This window comes from Riemerella anatipestifer (assembly GCF_035666175.1).
In the GTDB taxonomy this organism is placed as follows: domain Bacteria; phylum Bacteroidota; class Bacteroidia; order Flavobacteriales; family Weeksellaceae; genus Riemerella; species Riemerella anatipestifer_D.
Map to the genome: position 1 here is coordinate 894551 of NZ_CP142016.1, position 22285 is coordinate 916835.

21 protein-coding genes and 1 pseudogene are annotated in these 22285 nt (G+C 33.5%); 8 read left to right on the plus strand and 14 right to left on the minus strand.

The annotated features are described in order from the left end of the window. Positions 1-4 precede the first annotated feature (4 nt). The 4 genes from VIX88_RS04425 to greA form a co-directional block, all read right to left on the minus strand. Positions 5-1951 (minus strand): T9SS type A sorting domain-containing protein, encoded by a 1947-nt coding sequence (locus VIX88_RS04425; RefSeq protein ID WP_310503733.1) that lies wholly within the window; start codon positions 1949-1951, stop codon positions 5-7. Between the two features lie 86 nt (positions 1952-2037). Beyond that, positions 2038-3210 carry an ATP-dependent Clp protease ATP-binding subunit ClpX gene (gene clpX / locus VIX88_RS04430; RefSeq protein WP_038693966.1) on the minus strand — a complete coding sequence of 391 codons (1173 nt, stop codon included), beginning with the start codon at positions 3208-3210 and terminating at the stop codon, positions 2038-2040. A gap of 37 nt (positions 3211-3247) precedes the next feature. Next, on the minus strand, positions 3248-3634 hold the full coding sequence (locus tag VIX88_RS04435; protein ID WP_064971057.1) for an HIT family protein: 387 nt from the start codon (positions 3632-3634) through the stop codon (positions 3248-3250). 18 nt (positions 3635-3652) lie between these two features. Continuing rightward, the gene (gene greA, locus VIX88_RS04440) at positions 3653-4120 is read right to left on the minus strand and encodes a transcription elongation factor GreA (RefSeq protein WP_064971058.1); all 468 of its coding nucleotides are present in this window, start codon (positions 4118-4120) and stop codon (positions 3653-3655) included. A 101-nt stretch (positions 4121-4221) separates the two neighbouring features. Between greA and VIX88_RS04445 the strand changes: the two genes are divergently transcribed. Next, on the plus strand, positions 4222-4695 hold the full coding sequence (locus tag VIX88_RS04445) for a hypothetical protein (protein WP_064971059.1): 474 nt from the start codon (positions 4222-4224) through the stop codon (positions 4693-4695). Here VIX88_RS04445 and VIX88_RS04450 read toward each other — a convergent pair. Beyond that, positions 4692-5570, minus strand: a complete 879-nt coding sequence (locus tag VIX88_RS04450) for an IS982-like element ISRa1 family transposase (RefSeq protein WP_127919812.1) — start codon at positions 5568-5570, stop codon at positions 4692-4694. The two genes, VIX88_RS04445 and VIX88_RS04450, sit on opposite strands and share 4 nt — an antisense overlap. 89 nt (positions 5571-5659) lie before the next feature. On the opposite strand from VIX88_RS04450, the pseudogene dtd reads away from it, so the two are divergent. After that, positions 5660-5915: pseudogene (gene dtd / locus VIX88_RS04455) on the plus strand (D-aminoacyl-tRNA deacylase); the annotation flags it as partial. 82 nt (positions 5916-5997) lie between these two features. On the opposite strand, the gene sppA reads toward dtd, so the two are convergent. Continuing rightward, complete coding sequence (gene sppA, locus VIX88_RS04460) at positions 5998-7752, minus strand: signal peptide peptidase SppA (RefSeq protein WP_064971164.1); 1755 nt, start codon at positions 7750-7752, stop codon at positions 5998-6000. 21 nt (positions 7753-7773) lie between these two features. Between sppA and folK the strand changes: the two genes are divergently transcribed. From folK to VIX88_RS04480, 4 genes are all read left to right on the plus strand, one after another. Beyond that, positions 7774-8199: a 2-amino-4-hydroxy-6-hydroxymethyldihydropteridine diphosphokinase gene (gene folK / locus VIX88_RS04465; RefSeq protein ID WP_064971165.1), complete on the plus strand. Its 426-nt coding sequence runs from the start codon at positions 7774-7776 to the stop codon at positions 8197-8199. A gap of 24 nt (positions 8200-8223) precedes the next feature. Next, positions 8224-9672 (plus strand): OmpA family protein, encoded by a 1449-nt coding sequence (locus tag VIX88_RS04470; protein ID WP_064971166.1) that lies wholly within the window; start codon positions 8224-8226, stop codon positions 9670-9672. 22 nt (positions 9673-9694) lie between these two features. Beyond that, complete coding sequence (locus VIX88_RS04475) at positions 9695-11158, plus strand: OmpA family protein (RefSeq protein ID WP_064971167.1); 1464 nt, start codon at positions 9695-9697, stop codon at positions 11156-11158. Between the two features lie 98 nt (positions 11159-11256). After that, positions 11257-13278: a M3 family metallopeptidase gene (locus tag VIX88_RS04480; protein WP_064971168.1), complete on the plus strand. Its 2022-nt coding sequence runs from the start codon at positions 11257-11259 to the stop codon at positions 13276-13278. A gap of 70 nt (positions 13279-13348) precedes the next feature. On the opposite strand, the gene VIX88_RS04485 is transcribed toward VIX88_RS04480, so the two are convergent. The 8 genes from VIX88_RS04485 to VIX88_RS04520 all read right to left on the minus strand — a co-directional run bounded on the left by VIX88_RS04485 (position 13349) and on the right by VIX88_RS04520 (position 20235). Beyond that, on the minus strand, positions 13349-14233 hold the full coding sequence (locus tag VIX88_RS04485) for a TonB-dependent receptor domain-containing protein (protein ID WP_127919842.1): 885 nt from the start codon (positions 14231-14233) through the stop codon (positions 13349-13351). Between the two features lie 43 nt (positions 14234-14276). Beyond that, a protein-coding gene (locus VIX88_RS04490) for an IS1 family transposase (RefSeq protein WP_222535059.1) occupies positions 14277-14959 on the minus strand; the annotation gives its coding sequence in 2 pieces (ribosomal slippage) (positions 14277-14632 and positions 14632-14959; 684 coding nt in all). 23 nt (positions 14960-14982) lie between these two features. Continuing rightward, positions 14983-16482, minus strand: a complete 1500-nt coding sequence (locus tag VIX88_RS04495) for a TonB-dependent receptor plug domain-containing protein (RefSeq protein ID WP_064971311.1) — start codon at positions 16480-16482, stop codon at positions 14983-14985. 10 nt (positions 16483-16492) lie between these two features. Next, on the minus strand, positions 16493-16822 hold the full coding sequence (locus tag VIX88_RS04500) for a trehalase family glycosidase (RefSeq protein WP_081276951.1): 330 nt from the start codon (positions 16820-16822) through the stop codon (positions 16493-16495). 15 nt (positions 16823-16837) lie between these two features. After that, on the minus strand, positions 16838-17716 hold the full coding sequence (locus tag VIX88_RS04505) for an IS982-like element ISRa1 family transposase (RefSeq protein ID WP_004918508.1): 879 nt from the start codon (positions 17714-17716) through the stop codon (positions 16838-16840). 41 nt (positions 17717-17757) lie between these two features. After that, complete coding sequence (locus tag VIX88_RS04510) at positions 17758-18816, minus strand: DUF262 domain-containing protein (RefSeq protein WP_214194065.1); 1059 nt, start codon at positions 18814-18816, stop codon at positions 17758-17760. Between the two features lie 196 nt (positions 18817-19012). Further along, entirely contained in the window at positions 19013-19240 is a 228-nt protein-coding gene (locus tag VIX88_RS04515; RefSeq protein ID WP_127919843.1) for a hypothetical protein, read from the minus strand. 116 nt (positions 19241-19356) lie between these two features. Continuing rightward, complete coding sequence (locus VIX88_RS04520; protein ID WP_127919818.1) at positions 19357-20235, minus strand: IS982-like element ISRa1 family transposase; 879 nt, start codon at positions 20233-20235, stop codon at positions 19357-19359. Between the two features lie 326 nt (positions 20236-20561). Between VIX88_RS04520 and VIX88_RS04525 the strand changes: the two genes are divergently transcribed. Together VIX88_RS04525 and VIX88_RS04530 are read left to right on the plus strand one after the other, a co-directional pair. Further along, positions 20562-21422, plus strand: coding sequence for a hypothetical protein (locus tag VIX88_RS04525; protein ID WP_127919844.1), 861 nt, complete (start codon positions 20562-20564; stop codon positions 21420-21422). A 101-nt stretch (positions 21423-21523) separates the two neighbouring features. Further along, positions 21524-22243 (plus strand): DNA-binding domain-containing protein, encoded by a 720-nt coding sequence (locus tag VIX88_RS04530; RefSeq protein WP_064971014.1) that lies wholly within the window; start codon positions 21524-21526, stop codon positions 22241-22243. The last annotated feature ends 42 nt before the right edge of the window (positions 22244-22285 follow it).

Genomic DNA, 22285 nt, shown 5'->3' on the forward strand with positions numbered 1-22285 from the left:
TTTTTTACTTGATTATTTTTTGTGAAAATTTAACACCTTTTTCAGATACAGCAGTTACCAAATAAGTAGCCTGTCCTGCAGGTAATTTGATTTCAAAAGCAGTAGATGCATCTACATCCTTTTGAGAAGCGATAGTTCTTCCACTCATATCATAAACAACAACATCTGCTTTAGCCCATGTTTGATCAAATAAAACTCTGTGTGTGTTAGAACTAGAGTCAAATACAACTACTGTAGATGATGGTTTTTGTACTTCTACAGAACTTAGTACTTCATTTGCTGGCTTACCATAGTATAATCCGAAATAAGCTGATTGAGATGAAGGTGTTACTGGTAGAGTAGCCCCTTGTCTAAGTTCTGTAAACTTATCCCCCACTTTAATATAGAAAGACTCGTTAGATGTTAATTTGCTAGCTCCTTCCTCTATAGGTTTTGCATTTTCTTTAATATCTACTTTGAAAGAGTGAATTTTATCACTAAAAGTGTACATTGGTATTTCTTTACCCTTGTAAGTTACTTCATTGGCTTCGTTTATATATAACCAATAAGTGGATGATAAGCTCTCATCAATTCCTCCAGTAGGAATTTCTTCAAATGTACCCATAAGGTTTCCCGACGCAGCTACTTGGGTGCTAGCACTAGAAGGTTGTCCCGTCTGTGCATCACCATAAACTACATAATAAGTTCTGTCTAACTCTACCCCGTTAGCATCCAAAGCTATTAGTCCTAATTGTTTTACAGTTGAAGAAGATGAAACAGTAAAATTGTTAGCAGTCCTATTTGAAGAAAGTGTGGTCAACTCTCCTCCTAAGTTTCCTTTCTTAGCCTGAGCAGTTACAGAATAGTTTGTTCCCAAAGCTCTCTGTGTGTAAGCAAACCTTCTAAGATTATCAAAATTTAAAGTTTGTGAAGTGTTATCTTTTAGCTTGATAACAAAAGTTTGCATAGGCTTAATGATAGCTGGAGTATCTCCTACAGCAATTCCCCCTGCAAATGTTACAAACTTATACCCTGTAGAATATGTAGCTCCTTGTCCCGATGAAACAACACCAGAAGGCTCTATTCTAACACCTCTAATGTTAGGAATAGAGGATACTAACTGCCCTAAATCTAAGTTCGTCAAGAATGGATTTCCATACTGATATATATTCTTACCAAAATCACCAGTCCAGGCGGTTATACCATCTGTTATGGCAAAAGCATCCTGCCAATAAGAGTTGTATCTTTCTCTGTATTTGTTAGTGGCAGAACCATTTGCTCCGAAGTTAACTCCAGCTGCAGCACCTGTTAATGTTTCTGTAATATCCTTAGCATAAGGAACCCCTTTTACAGTATATACTTGATTAGCCATTGTAGATAGAGAAGGATCAAAGCCCTTTGCTCCAACCATAAAATAGCCTGTGTTCTTTGGCGTTTTTTCTGTAATAGCAATAAAATCAGATACAACAGTTGCATTGTTGAAAACTAAGATTTCGTTTTGAGACCATCTAGTTTGTCCAAAAGTTTTACCTAACTCAGAATTCAAGCTAGAAAGTTGCTTCTGATAAAAAGGAAGAGCCATTTGCTGGTATGTACCATGTTTTGCATCAAGATATTGTTTATCCACAATACCGGTTATGTTACCTTGACTAAGCCCATTAATGTACAGTTGTCCATATCTTAATGAGCCTACAGTTTTGTTTGTCATACGAAGGATAAAGTTGCCTCCGTCTAACTTGTTGCTTCCATCGGTTGCCACAGTTGCAAACTTAGAGCTTGCATCTCCAACCACCATTATATTACCTGAATTATCTATAACTCCAGTGCCTACCACTTTCACTCCGCCTCCACTATAAACTAGGGCGTTCTCTTTAACATAAACACCAGCTTTATCACCAACATAGGTTATAAACTGTGCTTTTAGGGAAGATACCAATGATAGAGCTCCCAGTAAGAATAAATTTCTTTTCATTATTTTTTATGTTTTTCTTTTCAATATTATGTGGATATAATCGCCGCAAATTTACAAAAAAAACTTAATGCATATGTTTGCTAGTGTTAATTTATTGTAATTTTATTTTTGGATATTATATCTATATCAAACATGTAATCTTCTAAAACCTTTTCTGTAGTGCCTCTAAGTCCTCTTGCACCTAATCCTTTTTCAAAAGTTTCATCTACAATTTTCTCTAAGGCTTCGTCTGTGAACTCTAAATCTATACCGTCTATTTTGAAAAGAGCTTTGAATTGATTAACAATAGAGTTTTTTGGCTCTTTCATTATTCTTACCATGGTCTCTTTGGTTAGTTGGTCTAAATAAGTAATTACAGGGAATCTACCTAAAAGTTCTGGAATTAATCCGAACTTTCTCAAATCCGTTGAGTTTACTTGTGGCAATATCTGTGCCAAATCTTTTTCGGAATCTAGTTTTTCTTTACTAAAGCCTATGGCTTGTTTGTTTAGTCTCCTTTCTATAATTTCTTTTATACCATCAAAAGCCCCTCCAGCAATGAATAGGATATTTTGTGTGTTTACTTGTATGTATTTTTGGTCAGGGTGTTTTCTTCCTCCTTGAGGCGGTACATTTACAATGCTTCCTTCCAATAACTTTAATAATCCTTGTTGTACACCTTCTCCTGATACATCTCTTGTGATGCTTGGATTATCTGATTTTCTCGCTATTTTATCTATTTCATCTATGAATACAATGCCTTTTTCGGCTTTCTCTACATCGTAATCAGCGACCATAAGAAGTCTAGATAAAATACTCTCTACATCTTCGCCTACATAACCAGCTTCGGTAAGTATAGTAGCGTCTACAATACAAAAAGGGACATTAAGTTCTCTTGCAATGGTTTTCGCTAAAAGGGTTTTTCCTGTGCCTGTTTCACCTATCATAATGATGTTAGATTTTTCTATTTCAACATCATTGTCTTTTTTTGTTGAAGAGTGAAGAAGTCTTTTATAATGGTTATAGACTGCGATGGAAAGTTGTTTTTTAGCTTGGTCTTGTCCGATGACATATTCGTCTAGAGTTTTTTTAATTTCTCTAGGTTTCTTTAGTTCGGAGAGGGTACTTATAGGAGAGAATTCTTCTTTCTGAATATTGTCTTTAACAAATGCGTGAGCTTGTTCTATACAATGTTCGCAGATAAGTCCGTTTTGTCCCGAAACTAACATTTGAACTTCTTTACGATGTCTTCCGCAAAAAGAACACTGGTTATTATTCATATTTTAGTGTTGAATGAGTAGGTGAATGAGTGATAATTTATTTTAAAATTTTTTGCTGTATTTCTTTGAAATCTTCTGCTGAAGATTTCACTCTCTCTTTCTTAAAATTAAGGTCTTCTATCTTGTTGATAGGTACTAAGTGAATATGAGCGTGAGGTACTTCTAGTCCGATAACTGCTATACTTACTCTTTCACAAGGAATGTTTTTCTCAATTTTTTTAGCTACTTGTTGTGCAAATGCCCAAAGATTTTTAAATTCTTCCGTGTCTAAATCAAAAATAAGGTCAACTTCCTTTTTAGGAATTACCAAGGTATGTCCTTCTGCTAAAGGCATCACGTCTAGAAAGGCTAAATGGTTTTCGTCCTCTGCTATTTTATATGCAGGGATTTCTCCGTTGATGATTTTGGTGAAAATAGAAGCCATAACTATTAAATTTTAAAATTATAGAGAAATATCTAACACTTCAAATGTTAGTTGGTTGCCATTAGGTAATGTGATTTCTGCTGTTTCGCCTACTTTTTTACCTAATAAACCTTTAGCGATAGGCGTGTTTACAGAGATTTTACCTGATTTTAAATCACTCTCGTTATCTGGAACTAGTGTGAATACTTGCTCTTTTTTCGTTACTTTATTAAATAGCTTTACAGTAGTCAATATAGAAACTTTAGAAATGTCTAGTTGACTTTCATCTATAACTTTAGAAGTAGCTATTAAATCTTTTAGTTTAGAAATTTTCATTTCTAAAAGCCCTTGAGCCTCCTTCGCAGCATCGTATTCAGCATTTTCAGAAAGGTCGCCTTTATCTCTAGCTTCGGCTATTTGTTGAGTTATTTTTGGTCTTTCCACGCTTTCTAGTTGCTCTAGCTCGGCTTTCATTTTCTCTAAGCCTTCTTTCGTTACATATGCCATAATTTCGTTAATTTAGCGTTAGTATAAAAAAATAATCCGACATTTGCCGGACAATGTTTTGTGTTTAATAATTTGATGCAAATATATAAATTTTATTTTAAATGAAAAGAACTTTTTGGGGGTTATTAGTTTTAAAAATATTAGTAATCAGTAGTTTAGTTTTTACTAATTCGTGTAAAAATAGAGAAGAGACGGTATCTTGTTTTCCTAATACAATGATTAATGTTACTCTTAACCTAAATTTACCTTTGTATCAAAAGTTGATGAATGTTGGCGGTTGGATTTATGTAAATGAGCAAAACTCGGGTACTAGAGGATTGATTGTGGTAAGAACAGGAACTGCTACATTTAAGGCGTATGATAGAAATGCTCCACATATTTGCCCAGCATCTGATACTACATTAGAAGTTAAAGATGATATTAAAATAGTTTGCCCTAAAGATGGAGCAGAATGGTATCTTTTAGCTTCCTTATCTGGACAACCTACTAAAGTTTCGCAAGTTCCGCCTAAGACTTATTTCACTTATTATGATACTGTATCTAATGTTTTAACTATAACTCGTTGTGCATTTTAAATAATACTGATTTTTAGATGATTTAATTTTCTTTGGAAGATAAATTTATTGATATATTGAATAACCGTTGCGGCGGTTATTTTACTGATTATCCTTGTTTTAAAGCCTTCAAAAGTTTTAGCATTGTTTCTTTTAATCATAAATTGGTCGCAAAGTTGAGAGAAAAATGTCTCAATTCGTTTTCGCTTTTTCTTGTACAATGAAAATTGAGGAATATAATCTTTCTGATTACTTCTCATTGGTGTATCTAATTTAATATTAGCATAGTTAAATAAATCTATTTGAACTTTTGCTGATAAATAGCCTCTATCTCCAATTAAAGTACAGTTTCGCATTTGCTCACCAATATCTTTTAAATAGTGGATGTCGTGAACGGATGCAGGGCTTATATCAAAATTCTTAATCACACCATTTAAAGAACATACTGCGTGTAGTTTATAGCCATAGAAATATAATTTCTGTGAAGCACAATAACCATATGTTGGTGAAGAATAGGATTGCTCTTTACAAATTTTTGAACGAGTAGAACGAGCGTTTTCACAAACTTTCATTGGCATGCTATCAACGATAAAAATATCTTCAAACTCATTGAACTCCATCGAAATACGCTGTCTAATTTGCTCTGTTTGTAGGGATAGTCTTCGTTTTCGCTTATTGTAAACACTTCTTTCAATTTTGTTTATCAGAGAGTTTGGCAATTTTCTAAATAACTGTAATTCGCTATCAATACTCAAGTATTCAGCAGTAATATTAAGACTTATGACTTCTAAATCGCTCATTTTAGGTGTTCTTCTCTGATAACTAATCAGTTGATTTTCTGAAAAAAGTCCTAAAACTTCCAAAATTCTTTCATATATTTGCTCTATGTTGTTCATTTATATCGTTTTATAGCAAAAACAATATACTGATTTTCAGTCTAATAAACAACTCTTGTTTTTTTCATTTCATAATGCACAACGGGTGTAAAATGAATTTGTCTATAAAAGAAGTTGATGGAGAAGTGCTTTGTGTGAGTCAGTTTACACTTATGGCGGACTATAAAAAAGGGAATAGACCTTCTTTTATAACTGCAGCTAGACCAGATTTGGCGGTTCCTATGTTTGAATATTTTAAATCCGAAATGGCTAAATATGGTATTAGGTATTTTTGGGGCGGATATGAAAGTGAGCTTAACTAATGATGGTCCAGTAACTATAATTATGGACTCTAAAATAAGATAGTGGTTTCTAGAAATAATGAAAAACGAGCGGATACATTTATGTATTTCGCTCGTTTTTGTTATATATTGATGTTATTAGTTTTTTAGAAAGTTATTTTTACTGGGGACTGCATCATTACTTTAGAATTATTTTTCTTGAAGTTGTTGATGGTTTCATAAATATAGTATTGCTCGCTTTCCATTTTTTGTTTCATAAAATAAGTAGAGATGCTTTCTTCGTCCATACCTTTAAAAAACTCTTCTAAAGGATTTATTTCCGAAGGATAAGAAATGATATTATAATTTTTCACCTTTGATTGTTTAGCAGCAAAGTTAATGGCATCATTGAGGCTTCCTAGTTCATCTACTAGTCCTAGTTCTTTCGCTTTTTTACCAGACCAAACTCTACCACCTGCGATTTCGTCTACTTGCTCAAAAGTTTTATTTCTGTTTTTAGTTACGAAATAGACGAATCTCTTGTAAGTTTGTTCCACACTATTTTGAAGCATGTTTTTGGTGCCATCGGTAATACCGCTTATAGGAGACATCATTTGTGAGTTGGCGTTTGTGGAAACCACATCAGAGCGAATTCCGTTTTTGTTAGCCAAATTTTTAAAGTCAGGTATCACACCAAATACACCAATAGAACCCGTAATAGTGTTAGGTTCTGAATAGATTTTATCTCCAGCCATTGCAATATAATAACCTCCAGAGGCAGCATAATCTCCAAAGGAAACAATTAACGGTTTTTTAAGTTTAAGCTGTTGTAGTTCAAATAATATTTGGTCAGAAGCATTGGCACTTCCTCCAGGAGAGTTGATTCTTAAAACTACTGCCTTGACGTCATCATCATCTTTTAAATCTCTGATGTATTCTATGTATTTTTCGTCAGAAATATTGGTAACTTCATCACCATTGATGATGTTTCCTGAAGCATATAAAACTGCGATTTTTTCACTAGACTTGCTTTCGTCTTTGATGGATTTAATGTATTTTCTTATGGATACCTTATTAAGTTTTTTATCTGTATCTATACCTATTTTTTGTTTTAATAATAGCTCATATTCTCCTTTTTGCATCAGTTTATCTACTAAACCATATTTCAAACTAAAATCAGGTATCATTCCATAAAGTCTATCTGTAATAGATTGGAAGTTTTCTATGCTAATTTTTCTAGATGAAGCAATTTTGTTAGAAACTCTACCCCATAAATCGGAAAGTAGAGTGCTTAGTTGTTCTTTATTTTCAGGAGAAATGTCATTTCTTAAAAAAGGTTCTACGGCAGCTTTATACTTGCCGTGTCTTATAACATTGATGCCAATACCGTATTGGTCAGCAAAATCTTTTAAAAATACCACTTCTGATGCCATACCCTTAAGTTCTATTCCTCCTGCAGGGTTGAGGTAGAACTTATCCGCAACAGAACCTAAAAAATAGGATGGCTGAGAAACTGAATTACCGTAAGAATACACGAATTTTCCGCTTTTTTTGAAATCTTCTATAGCGTTTCTTATGCTTTCAATTTGAGTGATGCCTGCGTTGATGTTGTCATTTTCTATGCTAATACCTTTAATATTGTCGTCCGTTTTAGCTTTCTCTATAGCTCTGATAACATCGTATAGAGCAACATCTCGTACTTGGTTTTTAAAATCAAAAACATTTAGATCCTTTTCAGTTTCGCTTTCGATAACTCTGAATTTAGAATCTAGTGTTAATATTGAATTTCTTTTAATTTTTACACTATCTTTGTCTCCAATAGCATTGCCAATCATAGCAATAATAATAAAACCAAAGAAAATAAAAAAAACGATGGTTATAGCCGTGATATTGGCTAATACACTTTTAATAAAACTACGCATACTGTAAATAATTTTGTTAATATGTCGCAAAGAAAGGTTATTTTGTTACTAGGAAGCAATATAAAAAATCCTAAAAAAAATATAGAAGAGGCTATTTCGTTGATAGAGAAAAGACTAGGGAAGGTAATAAAAAAGAGTCAAATGTTAGAAACAGAACCTGTAGAGTTTGCTAGTTCTAATATATTTTGTAATATTGCAGTCTTATTAGAAGCACAAATTTCACCTATTCGAATTTTAGATGAAGTAAAAAGTATAGAAAAGGCTATGGGGAGGATTAGTGATTCTAAAGAGCTAGGAGGATATGAAGATAGAGTAATAGATATTGATGTGGTGAGTATTGGTAATATTACCTACAAGTCAAGAAGACTGGATATACCTCATTATAAACATGTTCACGAACGTGACTTTTCTCAAGTGCTGTTGAGAGAAATAGGAATCACAAAGTGAAACAAAAAGAGAAAATATATATATATGAAAATTAACTTATTAACGCTATTGGCTCTTCCTGCGATAGTATATTCACAAGATGCAGAGAAGTACCCAAATACTTTTTCATCGGGATCAACCTATGTGAAAAAGTTTGATAATAGATCTCGTTTGTTTAACGATTGGTCTATCTCTGTTGGAGGTGGAGGAGCGTTTATGCAATCTGCGGATTTAACTTCCTTTTATGGGAAAGGAGTTAATGCTGGTTGGAATGCCTATGTGAGTTTGGATAAACAAATTTCCCACGCTTTTGGATTAAGTTTACAATATCAGCAAGGGCAAACTAATCAGCAGGGAATGGTTAATCCTGCTTATGGTGTAGCTAATGCTAATACTAAGTACAAGCAAGTTTCTTTAATTGGAGATATTAACTTCTCCAATATTCTGAGAAGGGTAGATAATAACTCTTCATACAGATGGACGTTGCATGGTTATGCAGGGCTTGGGTTGCAAGGCTATAAGACTTATTTGCAGGACAAATCTACTTTATGGAATGGCAAAAATGTTTTAGAGGTAAATCAAGATTTAGATATTGCATCGTTTTTCTATCAAGCGGGTGCTGGTGTTAAATATAAAATTTCTAAGTTGCTAGACATAGAAGCTAGGCTAATGTATATTATGTCGGGTGATGATGAGTTTGATGGTGGTGGCTGGGATAATACATCAGACCAATATCCGTACAATAGAATTAAAAATACTAATTCTGACAATATGTTCACAGCTAATGTAGGTCTTACATTTAAGTTGGGTAAACATCTTTCTCATTTAGCATGGCATGATCCGTTAGAGGCTTTAGAAAGTAGAGTGAGTAAATTAGGGAAGCCTATTGATTTTGTTGTTTGCGAAAAAGGAGATAAAGACAATGATGGCGTATGTGATGATTGGGATAGACAGCTAGATACTCCAGAAGGTGCAAGAGTAGATGGAGCTGGAGTAGCTCTTGATGTGGATTTAGATGGAGTGATTGACTTGTACGACAAATGTGTAACCGTTCCTGGTCCAACTTCAAATAATGGATGCCCAGAAGTACTCAAGATAAATATAAATAAGATAGATGTAAAGCAATCGGTTATAGAAATCAACAAAAACTTTGAGGGAATAGAATTTGATTTGAATAGTGATGTGATTAGACCAACATCTTTTGATAGATTAGATAAAGCGGCGACAATTATAAAAAGTTTAGATTCTAAAACACAATATTTGGTTATAGGTGCTACGGATACTAGAGGTTCAGCAGCTTATAATAAGAAATTATCTCAAAGGAGGGCAGATGCTGTGGTTAAGTATTTAGTTGATAAGGGAGTAGACTCTTATATGCTATTGGCAGAGGGCAGAGGTAAAGATGATTTGAAATATCCGGAGTGTAATCCTTATACTAAGTGTCCTGAGTGGAAAAATGAAGCTAACAGAAGAGTGTATTTCTCAGAAAAGTAAGAATAAAAAATAAAAGAATATTATGAAATTAAATTTAGCAAGTATAGCATTGGTATTATCGTTTCCTGCTGTTTTAGATGCTCAAGTGGCGGTTGATACAATAGGAAATAAGTATCCAAATACTTTTTCTTCGTGGTCATCAAATGTTGTTCCTTTTACGAGAAATGTTAAAAGGTTTAATGATTGGTCTGTATCGGCAGGTATAGGGATTCCTTTTATTCAATCGGCTGATGTTACCTCAATTAAGAATGGTAATGGTAAGAATTTGTATGGTTACTCAATGTATCTTAGTGTAGATAGGGCTTTAACTCACGCTTTTGGATTAAATCTTCAGTACGATAGAGGAGAAACAAGGCAGGGGGCATACAGAACAGGAACAGGAGGAAAAGGATACGCTGCTAGAACTCAGTATGATGCTATATCCTTGTTAGGAGATATTAATTTTTCTAACTTGTTTAGAAGAATAGATAACCACTCTAATTATAGATGGGCTATACATGGTTATGCAGGAGTTGGTACATTGGCTTATAGAGCTTATGCTGAGGTTAATGGTGGAGAGCAAACTTTGAAGACTGAGATTAAGCCGTTTAAAATTACATCTTTATTCGGGCAAGCTGGAGCAGGAGTTAAGTTTAAGGTTTCTAGGAGAGTGGATCTTGAAAGTAGGCTAATGTATGTAGTAACGGGAGATGATGAATTTGATGGAGGAGGAGCGCAGTATAGCGAAAGAAATAGAAGAGAGGATCAAGTGTCTGATAATTTCTTCAATGCAACATTAGGAGTTTCTTATAAGATTGGAAAACACATTTCTCATGTAATGTGGCACGATCCTTATCAAGAGCTTTACGATAAAATAGAGTTAGCATCAGTACCTCCAGTTGTTGAAGTATGTAAGAGTGGAGATGCTGATAATGATGGCGTTTGTGATGATTGGGATAGACAATTAGATACTCCAGCTGGGGCTAGAGTAGATGGTGCAGGTGTTGCTTTGGATACAGATTTAGATGGTGTGATAGACTTACATGATAAGTGTGTAACCGTTCCAGGTCCAGTTTCTAATAATGGTTGTCCGGAAGAAAAGCAAATTGTCCAGCAAAAATTAGAGCAAGAAGATGAGCAAATTGTAGCAATTAACAAAAACTTTGAGGGGATAGAATTTGACCTTAATAGTGATGTAATTAGAACTATATCTTTTGATAAGCTAGATAACGCTGTGGCTATAATGAAGACTTTAAGAACTGATAGACAGTACTTAGTAATTGGTGCTACAGATACTAGAGGATCTGATGCTTATAACCAAAAACTATCTCAAAGAAGAGCTGAGTCTGTTGTGAGATATCTTGTTGGAAAAGGAGTTCCTAGCTATATGTTAACTGCTGAGGGTAGAGGTAAAAAGGATTTAAAATATCCAGAATGTAATCCTTATACTAAGTGTCCAGAATGGAAAAATGAAGCTAACAGAAGAGTTTACTTTAAAGCAAAATAATAGCTGAATTTGCTAATATTAGAAAGCTGTTTCACGATTGTGGAGCAGTTTTTCTTTTTTAATTGTAACTTTGTAAGAATAGAATTAATTATATAAAAATGAATCCACTTTTAAAAGAATTTAATACAAACTACAAATCGATACCTTTTGATTTAATAAAAGAAGCTGACTTTCTACCAGCATTTATTGAGTTGATAAAATCTACTGAAGAAGAAATAAAAAATATCGCTGACAATAGTGAAGCTCCTAGCTTTGAAAATACTATAGAAGCTATGTCTTATTCTGGAAAACAGTTAGATGTGGTATCTAATTTATTTTTCAATCTTAATTCAGCTGAGACTAATGATGAGCTACAAAAAATAGCACAAGAGATCTCTCCACTTCTTACAGAATTTGCCTCTAAGATTTATCAGAATGACACTCTTTTCCTAAGAGTGAAATCTGTATATGATTCTAGACAAAATTTGGATTTGAAAGAGGAACAAACTATGTTGCTAGAACAAACCTATAAGGGGTTTGTTCGTAATGGAGCATTGTTAAATGAGGAGAATAAAAAGAAGTTAGAAGCCATCAATAAAGATTTGGCTATAAAATCTTTGAAGTTTGGACAAAATGTACTAGCGGCTACTAATACTTATTTTAAACATATTACAGATGTAAATAAGCTGAAAGGAATTCCTAATGATGTTTTAAATCAATATAAAGAAGAGGCTAAAAGTAGAGGGTTAGAAGGCTATGTAATTACACTGCAATACCCTAGTTATTTACTGTTGATGACCTATGCAGAAGATAGAGCGTTAAGAAAAGAATTGGCACTAGCTAACGGTAAAAAATCTTTTGATGGAGGAGAATTTGATAATCAAAAACTGATTGAAAAAATTGTCCTTCTAAGACAGAAAAAAGCAGAGCTGTTAGGCTATGAAAACTATGCGACCTATATTTTAGAAGAGAGAATGGCTAAGTCTCCAGCAGAGGTTTTTTCTTTTTTAAATGAGCTTTTAGAAAAGGCAAAACCTTATGCTTTAAAAGAAATAGAAGAATTAAAAGCTTTAGCCGAAAAAGATAACATCACTGATATTCAAAGCTATGACCACGCTTTCTATGCTGAAAAATTAAGGAAGCAAAAATTTGATTTGAGCGATGAGGAACTCAAGCCTTACTTTCAGCTAGATAAAGTGGAACAAGCAGTGTTTGATTTATCAAAAAAAATATTTGGATTAGAGTTTGAAGAAATTACCGATATTTCAAAGTATCACCCTGAAGTAAAGACTTACAAAGTTACAGAACAAGGCGAATACAAAGCACTCCTTTATGTGGATTATCACCCAAGAAAAGGCAAGCGAGCGGGAGCGTGGATGACGAGTTATAGAAATCAGTATAAAGAGGGAGGTGTTAATCATCGTCCGCATATTTCGGTGGTGTGTAACTTTACTAAACCTACGGTTGATACGCCTAGTTTGCTTACTTTTCAAGAGGTTACTACTTTATTCCATGAGTTTGGACACGCTTTGCACGGCATTTTAGCTAATACACAATATCCTAATTTGTCTGGAACTTCCGTGAAATGGGATTTTGTAGAGCTACCTTCTCAGTTTTTAGAAAATTATTGTTACGAGGCAGAGTTTCTTAAGACTTTTGCTAGGCATTATAAAACAGGAGAGGTTTTATCTAACGAAAAGATTGAAAAAATAGCTCAATCTAAAAACTTTATGGAAGGTTATCAGACGCTTAGGCAGTTAGGTTTTGGATTGTTGGATATGCATTATCATACAACTCATTTTTCGGACGAGGAAAAGTTGAAAATAAAAGACTTTGAAGATAAAGTAATGGCGGTTACTCAGCTTTATCCAATTCATTCCGAAACAGTAGTAAGCCCTAGCTTCTCTCATATTTTTCAAGGAGGTTATGCAGCGGGTTATTATTCTTACAAATGGGCAGAAGTTTTAGATGCAGATGCGTTTCAGTATTTTAAAGAGAATGGGATTTTTAATCAAGAGATAGCTGAAAAATACAAACAACTTTTATCCAGTGGAGGTACTATAGACCCTATGGTTCTATATAAAAACTTTAGAGGAAGGGAACCTAAAGTTGAAAGTTTACTAACACGGGCTTTTGGATAAAAATAAGATAAAAAGAGGCTGCCAAAATTTTAGGGCAGCCTCTCTTACTATGAAAAAACTATTTTTTTAATTAAAAATCTAGTGTGATAGAGAATCTAGCTAAAGCACCTACAATAGATCTTGCAAAGATAATATCACCATCTTTTTTATTACCGAAAGTACCATCACCTTCTGTAAGTCCTATATTGTTAGTTATATTAGTAGCGTCTAGAGCAAATCTAATATTCTTAATTTGATAGGAAGCACCAGCATCAAGAACTCCGAATCCTTTCAATACAAATGTATTTCCTTCGTCGTTATATTTTGTTCCGTAGCGAGAATATCTAGCGTAAACATTAAGCCCTTTAGTAATATCATAAGAAGGTCTTATAGAGAAGAATGTTTTAGGGATTCTTCTAGCCTGATTTCCTACATAAGACGCATTAGATGCGAATTTAGTATATTCTGGTTTTTGAAATGTAGCATTGGCAGAAACCGAAAAATTATGATATCTGTATTGAGCTTCTAGTTCTAGCCCTAAGTTTCTAACATCAGCAAGTAACGCTTCAGATTTACCCCCAGCTACAATGTCTCCGTAGAAAATGTTTTTCAAATTCATTAGGAATGCACTACCATATAGGGCAAAGTTATGGCTAATTTGTCCAGTGTATCCTAGTTCACTTTGGTTAACGGTAGTAGGCTTTATTAGAGAAAGGTTTTTATTAGCGTTATCATAGAAAGCCTCTTCAATAGGAGCTCTAAACCCATGGCTTTGTCTAAAATATACAGCCATCTTATTATTGATTTTGTAATTCAAGGCGGCAGTGTAGCCTACTTTATTTAAATTATATGACCAATAAGTAAACGGAGCTCCTTGTATAGTAGTTACTTTATCATCAGCTGTGCTATTTGGTAATACACCTAAGTTTTCTGATGAAAATCTAGCGTTGTCTCTATAGCCCTTGTACTTATTGATGTCATATCTAACACCTACATTGACATTGAACTTATCGGTATTGTTAAATTATTATATTCAATTCATTATTTAGTTTCAAGAACAAAAGTTTTAAAGAATTTTCCAACATTGTTTTTGACTTAGAGTAACACTTTGTTTTTCTTTTAAATCTCGCCAAATAATGCCTTATTCTACTGTTATATCCCTCCACTGTAAAGGTTTCTGCTTTGGAGGTTACGTGTCTTTCACTGGGTATCAGCTCTGAATAACTTTTCCAATAATCACTACAAAAAACATTTATATTTCTGTTTTTCAATTGCTCCCAAAGTTTTAAGAAGGTTTTTGTGTCCCGTTTGTCACTAATAAAACTGATGAACCTTTTTCTAAGTCTATCAACAGCAATCCAGCTCCAACAGTAGTTTTTTTATGCTGTACATAGCTGTGAATCTCATCTAATTCCACTATTTCAATAGGAACTTCATTTTTTGGAAGCTCTACAGATTCTCCCCATTTCTTAACCCATTGATAAACTGTTCCATAGCTAATATTTAATAGCCTCCCAATGGCTCGAAAGCCTAACCCTTCTAGATACATTTCTAAAGCAAGACGCTTTTGTTCTAGTGTTTTTACATCTGATTTTTTCTCAACACTGAAAAAATAGCCACAATCTTTACATTTATATCGCTGTCGCTCTCTGGCAAAGCCTGCTTTAATCTTATTGGATGATTGACATTTGGTACATTTCATTAGGCTAAATTATAAAAAATATATCAGATTAACAATGCCAACTTATCGTTTATCTCTATATCAGCATTAGCAAAAAAAGCATTTACGTTTCCTGTAAGTCCAGCTTGTCTTTCTAACCAAGTGATTTGGGAAACACCGTTGTAAGTATAGTTGGTGCCTGTGGAAGTGTCTTGTAAGTTAACTAGCCTTGGCTTATCTGAAGCTGTAACAAGGAAGCTATTCCAATTCCAGTAGTGGTCAGATGACCAGTTGGAGTAATAATGTCCTACATTTAATTTTACCTTATCTAAATCTATATTGAAATTAAGATTATTGGCTAAATTTTGCATGTTTTTTCTTATAAACCAAAGGTCAGCTCTTTTAAGCTTTTCGTTAGGATCTAGAACACCTCCACCATTTACATAAGTAAAGAAAGCGTTTGCTCTGTCAATATTTAAGTTATCAGAGTATTCATTTTGAGAAACAATAGAGCCCATCCAAGAAGGTGCAAAAATAGCATTGTAATCCTGATTAATTGATGTGAACTTCATGTTATTATGAACAGTAACAACATCGGATAATTTATATTTGAGCTCTGTACCTATAGCGTGAGAGACAGGGTGTACTCCATTTCTTAAATCAGTTTCAAAAAAGCCTCCACCATACTGGGGTACTCTAATTTGTGCCATTTCCATAGAAGCGAAAGTACCGTAGTTAGGATCGAAGCCAGGGTAAGCTTTTACACTGTTTCCATTTTTAATAAAGGGAGTTACTTGGTAGAACATTGCTCTGTCATTAAGATATTTGTAATATACTCTAGCGTAACCTTTATCAAATTTGTAAGTAAGGTTTAGTTTAATTTGTCCACCTCTGTTGGCTTTAAATCTAGGAGACCTCATCCCGTTATCCTCCCTATAAAAACCTCCAGCGTTAAAGAATAATTTATCTTGAACTAAAGCACCACCAATATTAAAATCAGTTCTGAATAATCCAAATGTACTTGTAGATAATTTTAAGGTTCCTTTAGTATCATTTTGTCCTGTTTTGGAAATGAAGTTAACAATACCACCAGGAGCACCTGATGCGAATACAGACGCTGTACCACCTCTAACAGCTTCTACACCTTGTAGGGTAAGGTCTAACCTTTGAAAGTTATCAATATTGGCAAATTGTAATGCCCCGTCTTCAAATATAGGAAGCCCGTCTTCTTGAATTTGAACATATTCATAAGCTCCTGCGGAAGGGATACCTCTTGCGAAAAGGTTGTTTCCAACCTCACCCCCTGAGTTTTCGGCTAAAAACCCTGGCACATATTGTAATATGTCTGCTGTAGATTGAGGAGCTTTCTGTTGAATGTCTTTTGCTTTCATTGTTGTGATAGCAATACTAGACTCAATTCTTTTCTTAGGGTTGGCACTCCCTGTAATAATTACTTCTTCAACATTATTTACTTTAACAGAATCTTTCTGTGTAGTTTGAGCAAAGGTATTGTTGAAGTAAAAAGTAGCAACACCTGCTAGTAGTAAAAAGGATTTTCTTTTCATATCAAAAAAATTATAGGTTAAATATTTTTTTCATTTTAATATAAATGGCATTAGTCCAACCAAAACCATCTTGATTTGGATACTCTCCGCCTGTAGCTATATTTTCGGTATTTATAGCATCGTATTTTTCCATTAGTTTTCCAGTTTTTTTATAAGTACTCTCTACATTAGAGCACCACTTTTGGGCTATTTCTTTAGCTGTTTGGTGATAACCGTAGTTCATTAAGCCTTTGCAAGCTATCCATTGTAGAGGAGCCCAAGCGTTTGGGGAATCCCATTGTTGACCGCTATTGTTGGTAGTGGTAACTAGCCCTCCTTTGTATAAAAATTTATTTTCTATAACTCGTTGTGCATTTTAAATAATACTGATTTTTAGATGATTTAATTTTCTTTGGAAGATAAATTTATTGATATATTGAATAACCGTTGCGGCGGTTATTTTACTGATTATCCTTGTTTTAAAGCCTTCAAAAGTTTTAGCATAGTTTCTTTTAATCATAAATTGGTCGCAAAGTTGAGAGAAAAATGTCTCAATTCGTTTTCGCTTTTTCTTGTACAATGAAAATTGAGGAATATAATCTTTCTGATTACTTCTCATTGGTGTATCTAATTTAATATTAGCATAGTTAAATAAATCTATTTGAACTTTTGCTGATAAATAGCCTCTATCTCCAATTAAAGTACAGTTTCGCATTTGCTCACCAATATCTTTTAAATAGTGGATGTCGTGAACGGATGCAGGGCTTATATCAAAATTCTTAATCACACCATTTAAAGAACATACTGCGTGTAGTTTATAGCCATAGAAATATAATTTCTGTGAAGCACAATAACCATATGTTGGTGAAGAATAGGATTGCTCTTTACAAATTTTTGAACGAGTAGAACGAGCATTTTCACAAACTTTCATTGGCATGCTATCAACGATAAAAATATCTTCAAACTCATTGAACTCCATCGAAATACGCTGTCTAATTTGCTCTGTTTGTAGGGATAGTCTTCGTTTTCGCTTATTGTAAACACTTCTTTCAATTTTGTTTATCAGAGAGTTTGGCAATTTTCTAAATAACTGTAATTCGCTATCAATACTCAAGTATTCAGCAGTAATATTAAGACTTATGACTTCTAAATCGCTCATTTTAGGTGTTCTTCTCTGATAACTAATCAGTTGATTTTCTGAAAAAAGTCCTAAAACTTCCAAAATTCTTTCATATATTTGCTCTAAGTTGTTCATTTATATCGTTTTATAGCAAAAACAATATACTGATTTTCAGTCTAATAAACAACTCTTGTTTTTTTCATTTCATAATGCACAACGGGTTTATAAATTTCATTTTTGTAAATATTTATAAATTTTTTGAAGTCAGCTATAATTTCATTTGCATCTCCATCTTTAAATTTTTCTTGCAATTCATCCACCAAAGATAGTTTTGGATTGGAAGCCAAAAGCATATATTCATAAATAATAAACATATCGTTAAGACTTGTTCCTTCCAAATCTTTTATGGTTTGCTCGCAATAACGCCAATCTGCCATAAATTGCTTTTCTTTTTCGTCTCTTAATTCCTTATCTGCATCTTCTTCTCCAGCGTATTTTTTTAGAATTTTTTCTAATAAATAACTCTTGATGAGGTCGGCAGAAGTTAAATCCATTCCTCTATCATTGAGAATTTGGAACAATTTAATTGCAAATTCTCTTGTAGAGCAATCAATGCGAATAAGTATCACTTGATTGAAAATATAGTTTAGAAAATCTCCTGCTTCCTGTTCAGAAATATTTTTAATTTTTTCCTTAAAAATCAAATATGTGTTGATGAACTTAAATTTTGGCTCTTCATCATTTTTTATATCCTTTTTAAAGGGTTTTTTCTTTGCATCTATGTTTTCCTTATTGTGAATGATTAGGCTCTCAAAATCACTTCTATGCTGTTCGTGAGTGAATAATTTCAAGCGTTCAGATTTCCTGTTGTAAAAAATAGAATTTTCTAAAACGGTTATATCTACATTGTTTAAATCTTCATCAGAACCATTTCCATTTATCTTAGGATATGTATTTCTAAATGCACAAAATAAAATCATCAAGGTTGTAAGCCTTTGTTGTCCATCTACCACATCATGATACGATGATTTTTCTCTTGGCAATGCGGTAATAATAGAGCCTAAAAAATAATTTTTTTCTCCATTTTCAAAGGCTTCCCACATATCTTGCCAAAGTTTCTCTACTTGCTCATCCTCCCACTTGTAAGGACGTTGATAGGTTGGGATTTTATAGAGTGATTTTACGTCTCCAAATAATTCTTTTATTGATAGGCTAAGAGGTTTAAATGTTTCCATATTTTTTTATTTAATTTCCCAGTCAATATTTAATGGCGTTTCTTTCGAGATTTCTTTAAAATCATTTAAAATTTCTTTCCATTCTTTTACTCGATTCTCATCTTCTCTCATGCCATCATAAGTTATTGCTACATTTATAAAATGCGCAATAGCCCTTTTGACATTGTTGTATTCGTTAGGATAGTTTTCTATGCCATCATTTTCTACAAATGATTTTAAGTGTTTTTAAATAATTGATAAAATAATCAACTATATTTTTGTTCAAGCCGGATTCATTATATTTTTTAATTGAATGAATACCTATTCTACAAAAATCAGGAAAAGTTCCAAAGTCATAATTACTATGTAATTTTTTGTTTTTTAAAGCTTCAAATAAATAGTTCCCTAAATTTTTCAGAATAACTCTTATGTCTTCTTCTTTCAAAGATTCTTTTTCAATAATTCTTTCAATCAAATGCTTATGAACTTTATAACAATCAAGAGTATCTTTATACAACCCTTTTTCTAAGGCAATAGACGAATAATAACTCGTTGTGCATTTTAAATAATACTGATTTTTAGATGATTTAATTTTCTTTGGAAGATAAATTTATTGATATATTGAATAACCGTTGCGGCGGTTATTTTACTGATTATCCTTGTTTTAAAGCCTTCAAAAGTTTTAGCATTGTTTCTTTTAATCATAAATTGGTCGCAAAGTTGAGAGAAAAATGTCTCAATTCGTTTTCGCTTTTTCTTGTACAATGAAAATTGAGGAATATAATCTTTCTGATTACTTCTCATTGGTGTATCTAATTTAATATTAGCATAGTTAAATAAATCTATTTGAACTTTTGCTGATAAATAGCCTCTATCTCCAATTAAAGTACAGTTTCGCATTTGCTCACCAATATCTTTTAAATAGTGGATGTCGTGAACGGATGCAGGGCTTATATCAAAATTCTTAATCACACCATTTAAAGAACATACTGCGTGTAGTTTATAGCCATAGAAATATAATTTCTGTGAAGCACAATAACCATATGTTGGTGAAGAATAGGATTGCTCTTTACAAATTTTTGAACGAGTAGAACGAGCGTTTTCACAAACTTTCATTGGCATGCTATCAACGATAAAAATATCTTCAAACTCATTGAACTCCATCGAAATACGCTGTCTAATTTGCTCTGTTTGTAGGGATAGTCTTCGTTTTCGCTTATTGTAAACACTTCTTTCAATTTTGTTTATCAGAGAGTTTGGCAATTTTCTAAAGAACTGTAATTCGCTATCAATACTCAAGTATTCAGCAGTAATATTAAGACTTATGACTTCTAAATCGCTCATTTTAGGTGTTCTTCTCTGATAACTAATCAGTTGATTTTCTGAAAAAAGTCCTAAAACTTCCAAAATTCTTTCATATATTTGCTCTATGTTGTTCATTTATATCGTTTTATAGCAAAAACAATATACTGATTTTCAGTCTAATAAACAACTCTTGTTTTTTTCATTTCATAATGCACAACGGGTTATTAGAATATTATTCTACTCAAAATGGTTTGTCTTTGACAGATAATCAATTGTTTAATAATGATAATCACGCTACTATTAAGGGAAGCGGTTCTATACGTGGATATATAGGAAACAGAAATTATACAACTATAAATGATACAGATATTACAATACATTCTTTGTCTTTAAATACAAATCAGTTAATGACAAATTTTTTTAGTGGCCAAATAAATAACATATATGGCTCAATATCATATATGAATAAAAGTAGTAATAGTACAGGAAGCATAGTAAATGCCTATGCATTTTATGCATCAGACATTACTTTAGCGAATAATAATTATGCAATTTATACCAACAAGGGGATAAATCGTTTTGGAGATGATATAAAATTAAGTATTTATGCTAATGATGATTATTATGCAACGATAGGTAGGGGATTTACTAATGGAGCAGGATTAAGCTTTAAGGCACATTCTCAGAAGTCGGTGGCAGATTTGCCTACAAATTATATTGATTTTGATTTTAAAAATGAAGTAGATCCAACCCAAAATGGTATTGTTAGGTTTTTTCGCGGAACAAATCTTCAAGGGAGAAAATATATTGATTTTTACAAGGGAGATGGTACGGTATCAACTGTTGCAAGGATATCATCAGGGGAGCACTTATATATTTCTGTAGAATCAGGAGTTAATTTTGGTGTAGGTACGATATCTCCAACCGAAAAACTAGAAGTTGCAGGTAGTGTTAAGGCAACAGGCTTTATCGGTGCTAATGCCGCTATCTTCCCAGACTATGTGTTCCAAAAATATTATACAGGTACTTCTAGCATTAAATCAGATTATAGCTTTAAAACCCTTAGCCAAGTGGAAGACTTTGTAAAAGCTAATGGGCATTTACCAGGGTATCAGTCTGCAGAAGCTATCAAAAAACAAGGTTATATAGACCTTATGGCAACTCAACTCACCAATGTGGAGAAGATAGAGGAACTCTATCTTCATAGCATAGAGCAAGACAAGGCTCTAAAAGCTAAAGATACTATTATTAAAGAACTGAAATCAGAAGTTTCTAACTTAGAAGCTCGTTTACAGAAGCTAGAAGCTTTATTAGTAAAATAGTTTAACCTTTCCCCCATTGTGATGAGGTGTCGCAATGGGGCTTTTTTATAGTTCACAAAGTATTATAAACATCTAACACTAACATCAAAAATTTATACATTATGAACACTTTAAAAGCGTGGTTGCGTCCCAACCTATTGACTAAAGATGACCCTAACGATTTTGTAGCGGTGCCACTTCTAGGCGGTAGCCTTGGCATTACAGAAATCATAGAAGCCCTCAAAAAAGAGGGTATGGAGATACAAACCGAAACCGCAATAGATATTATCACTCGCTTTAACCGCAAAGCCTCAGAATTGGTACTCAACGGGTATAGTGTGAATACTGGACTGGTGTATATGCGTCCTGCGATTAAGGGCGTATTTTACGATAAGACTTGGGATAAAGAGAAACACTCCGTTTATGTCAATGTGAACCAAGGCACCGACCTAAGAAAAGCCGCTAATGATACTAAAGTGGAAATCCTAGGCGAACAGTCCAGCCCTATGAGCGTGTTCAGCATCACCGACAAGGTTACAGGCAAAGCAGACGGCACCCTTACCAAAGGCAAGAATGCGGAAATCAAAGGTACTTACATTAAAATAGATGGCGACAACCCTAAAAATGGTATCGTCTTTAAAAACTTAGACAATCAAAATGAGGTAAAGTTGGCTAAAGATAGTATTGTGCTTAACGAGCCGTCAAGGTTACTCATTCTTGTGCCTTCGGATTTAGAGGCGGGTAACTATGAGCTAAGCATCACTACACAAAGCAGCACGGGTTCCGTCTTACTAAAAGAACCAAGAACGGAGCGACTCCCCAATCCTGTGGTTATTGTCTAATTAAGGTATTTTAATTTTAAAACTAAGGCTACTCATTTAACG

Coding starts and splice junctions, on each gene's coding strand:
- VIX88_RS04425 (WP_310503733.1), bottom strand. CDS start 1,951: ATGAAAAGAAATTTATTCTTACTGGGAGCTCTATCATTGGTATCTTCC.
- clpX (WP_038693966.1), bottom strand. CDS start 3,210: ATGAATAATAACCAGTGTTCTTTTTGCGGAAGACATCGTAAAGAAGTT.
- VIX88_RS04435 (WP_064971057.1), bottom strand. CDS start 3,634: ATGGCTTCTATTTTCACCAAAATCATCAACGGAGAAATCCCTGCATAT.
- greA (WP_064971058.1), bottom strand. CDS start 4,120: ATGGCATATGTAACGAAAGAAGGCTTAGAGAAAATGAAAGCCGAGCTA.
- VIX88_RS04445 (WP_064971059.1), top strand. CDS start 4,222: ATGAAAAGAACTTTTTGGGGGTTATTAGTTTTAAAAATATTAGTAATC.
- VIX88_RS04450 (WP_127919812.1), bottom strand. CDS start 5,570: ATGAACAACATAGAGCAAATATATGAAAGAATTTTGGAAGTTTTAGGA.
- sppA (WP_064971164.1), bottom strand. CDS start 7,752: ATGCGTAGTTTTATTAAAAGTGTATTAGCCAATATCACGGCTATAACC.
- folK (WP_064971165.1), top strand. CDS start 7,774: ATGTCGCAAAGAAAGGTTATTTTGTTACTAGGAAGCAATATAAAAAAT.
- VIX88_RS04470 (WP_064971166.1), top strand. CDS start 8,224: ATGAAAATTAACTTATTAACGCTATTGGCTCTTCCTGCGATAGTATAT.
- VIX88_RS04475 (WP_064971167.1), top strand. CDS start 9,695: ATGAAATTAAATTTAGCAAGTATAGCATTGGTATTATCGTTTCCTGCT.
- VIX88_RS04480 (WP_064971168.1), top strand. CDS start 11,257: ATGAATCCACTTTTAAAAGAATTTAATACAAACTACAAATCGATACCT.
- VIX88_RS04495 (WP_064971311.1), bottom strand. CDS start 16,482: ATGAAAAGAAAATCCTTTTTACTACTAGCAGGTGTTGCTACTTTTTAC.
- VIX88_RS04505 (WP_004918508.1), bottom strand. CDS start 17,716: ATGAACAACTTAGAGCAAATATATGAAAGAATTTTGGAAGTTTTAGGA.
- VIX88_RS04510 (WP_214194065.1), bottom strand. CDS start 18,816: ATGGAAACATTTAAACCTCTTAGCCTATCAATAAAAGAATTATTTGGA.
- VIX88_RS04520 (WP_127919818.1), bottom strand. CDS start 20,235: ATGAACAACATAGAGCAAATATATGAAAGAATTTTGGAAGTTTTAGGA.
- VIX88_RS04525 (WP_127919844.1), top strand. CDS start 20,562: ATGAATAAAAGTAGTAATAGTACAGGAAGCATAGTAAATGCCTATGCA.
- VIX88_RS04530 (WP_064971014.1), top strand. CDS start 21,524: ATGAACACTTTAAAAGCGTGGTTGCGTCCCAACCTATTGACTAAAGAT.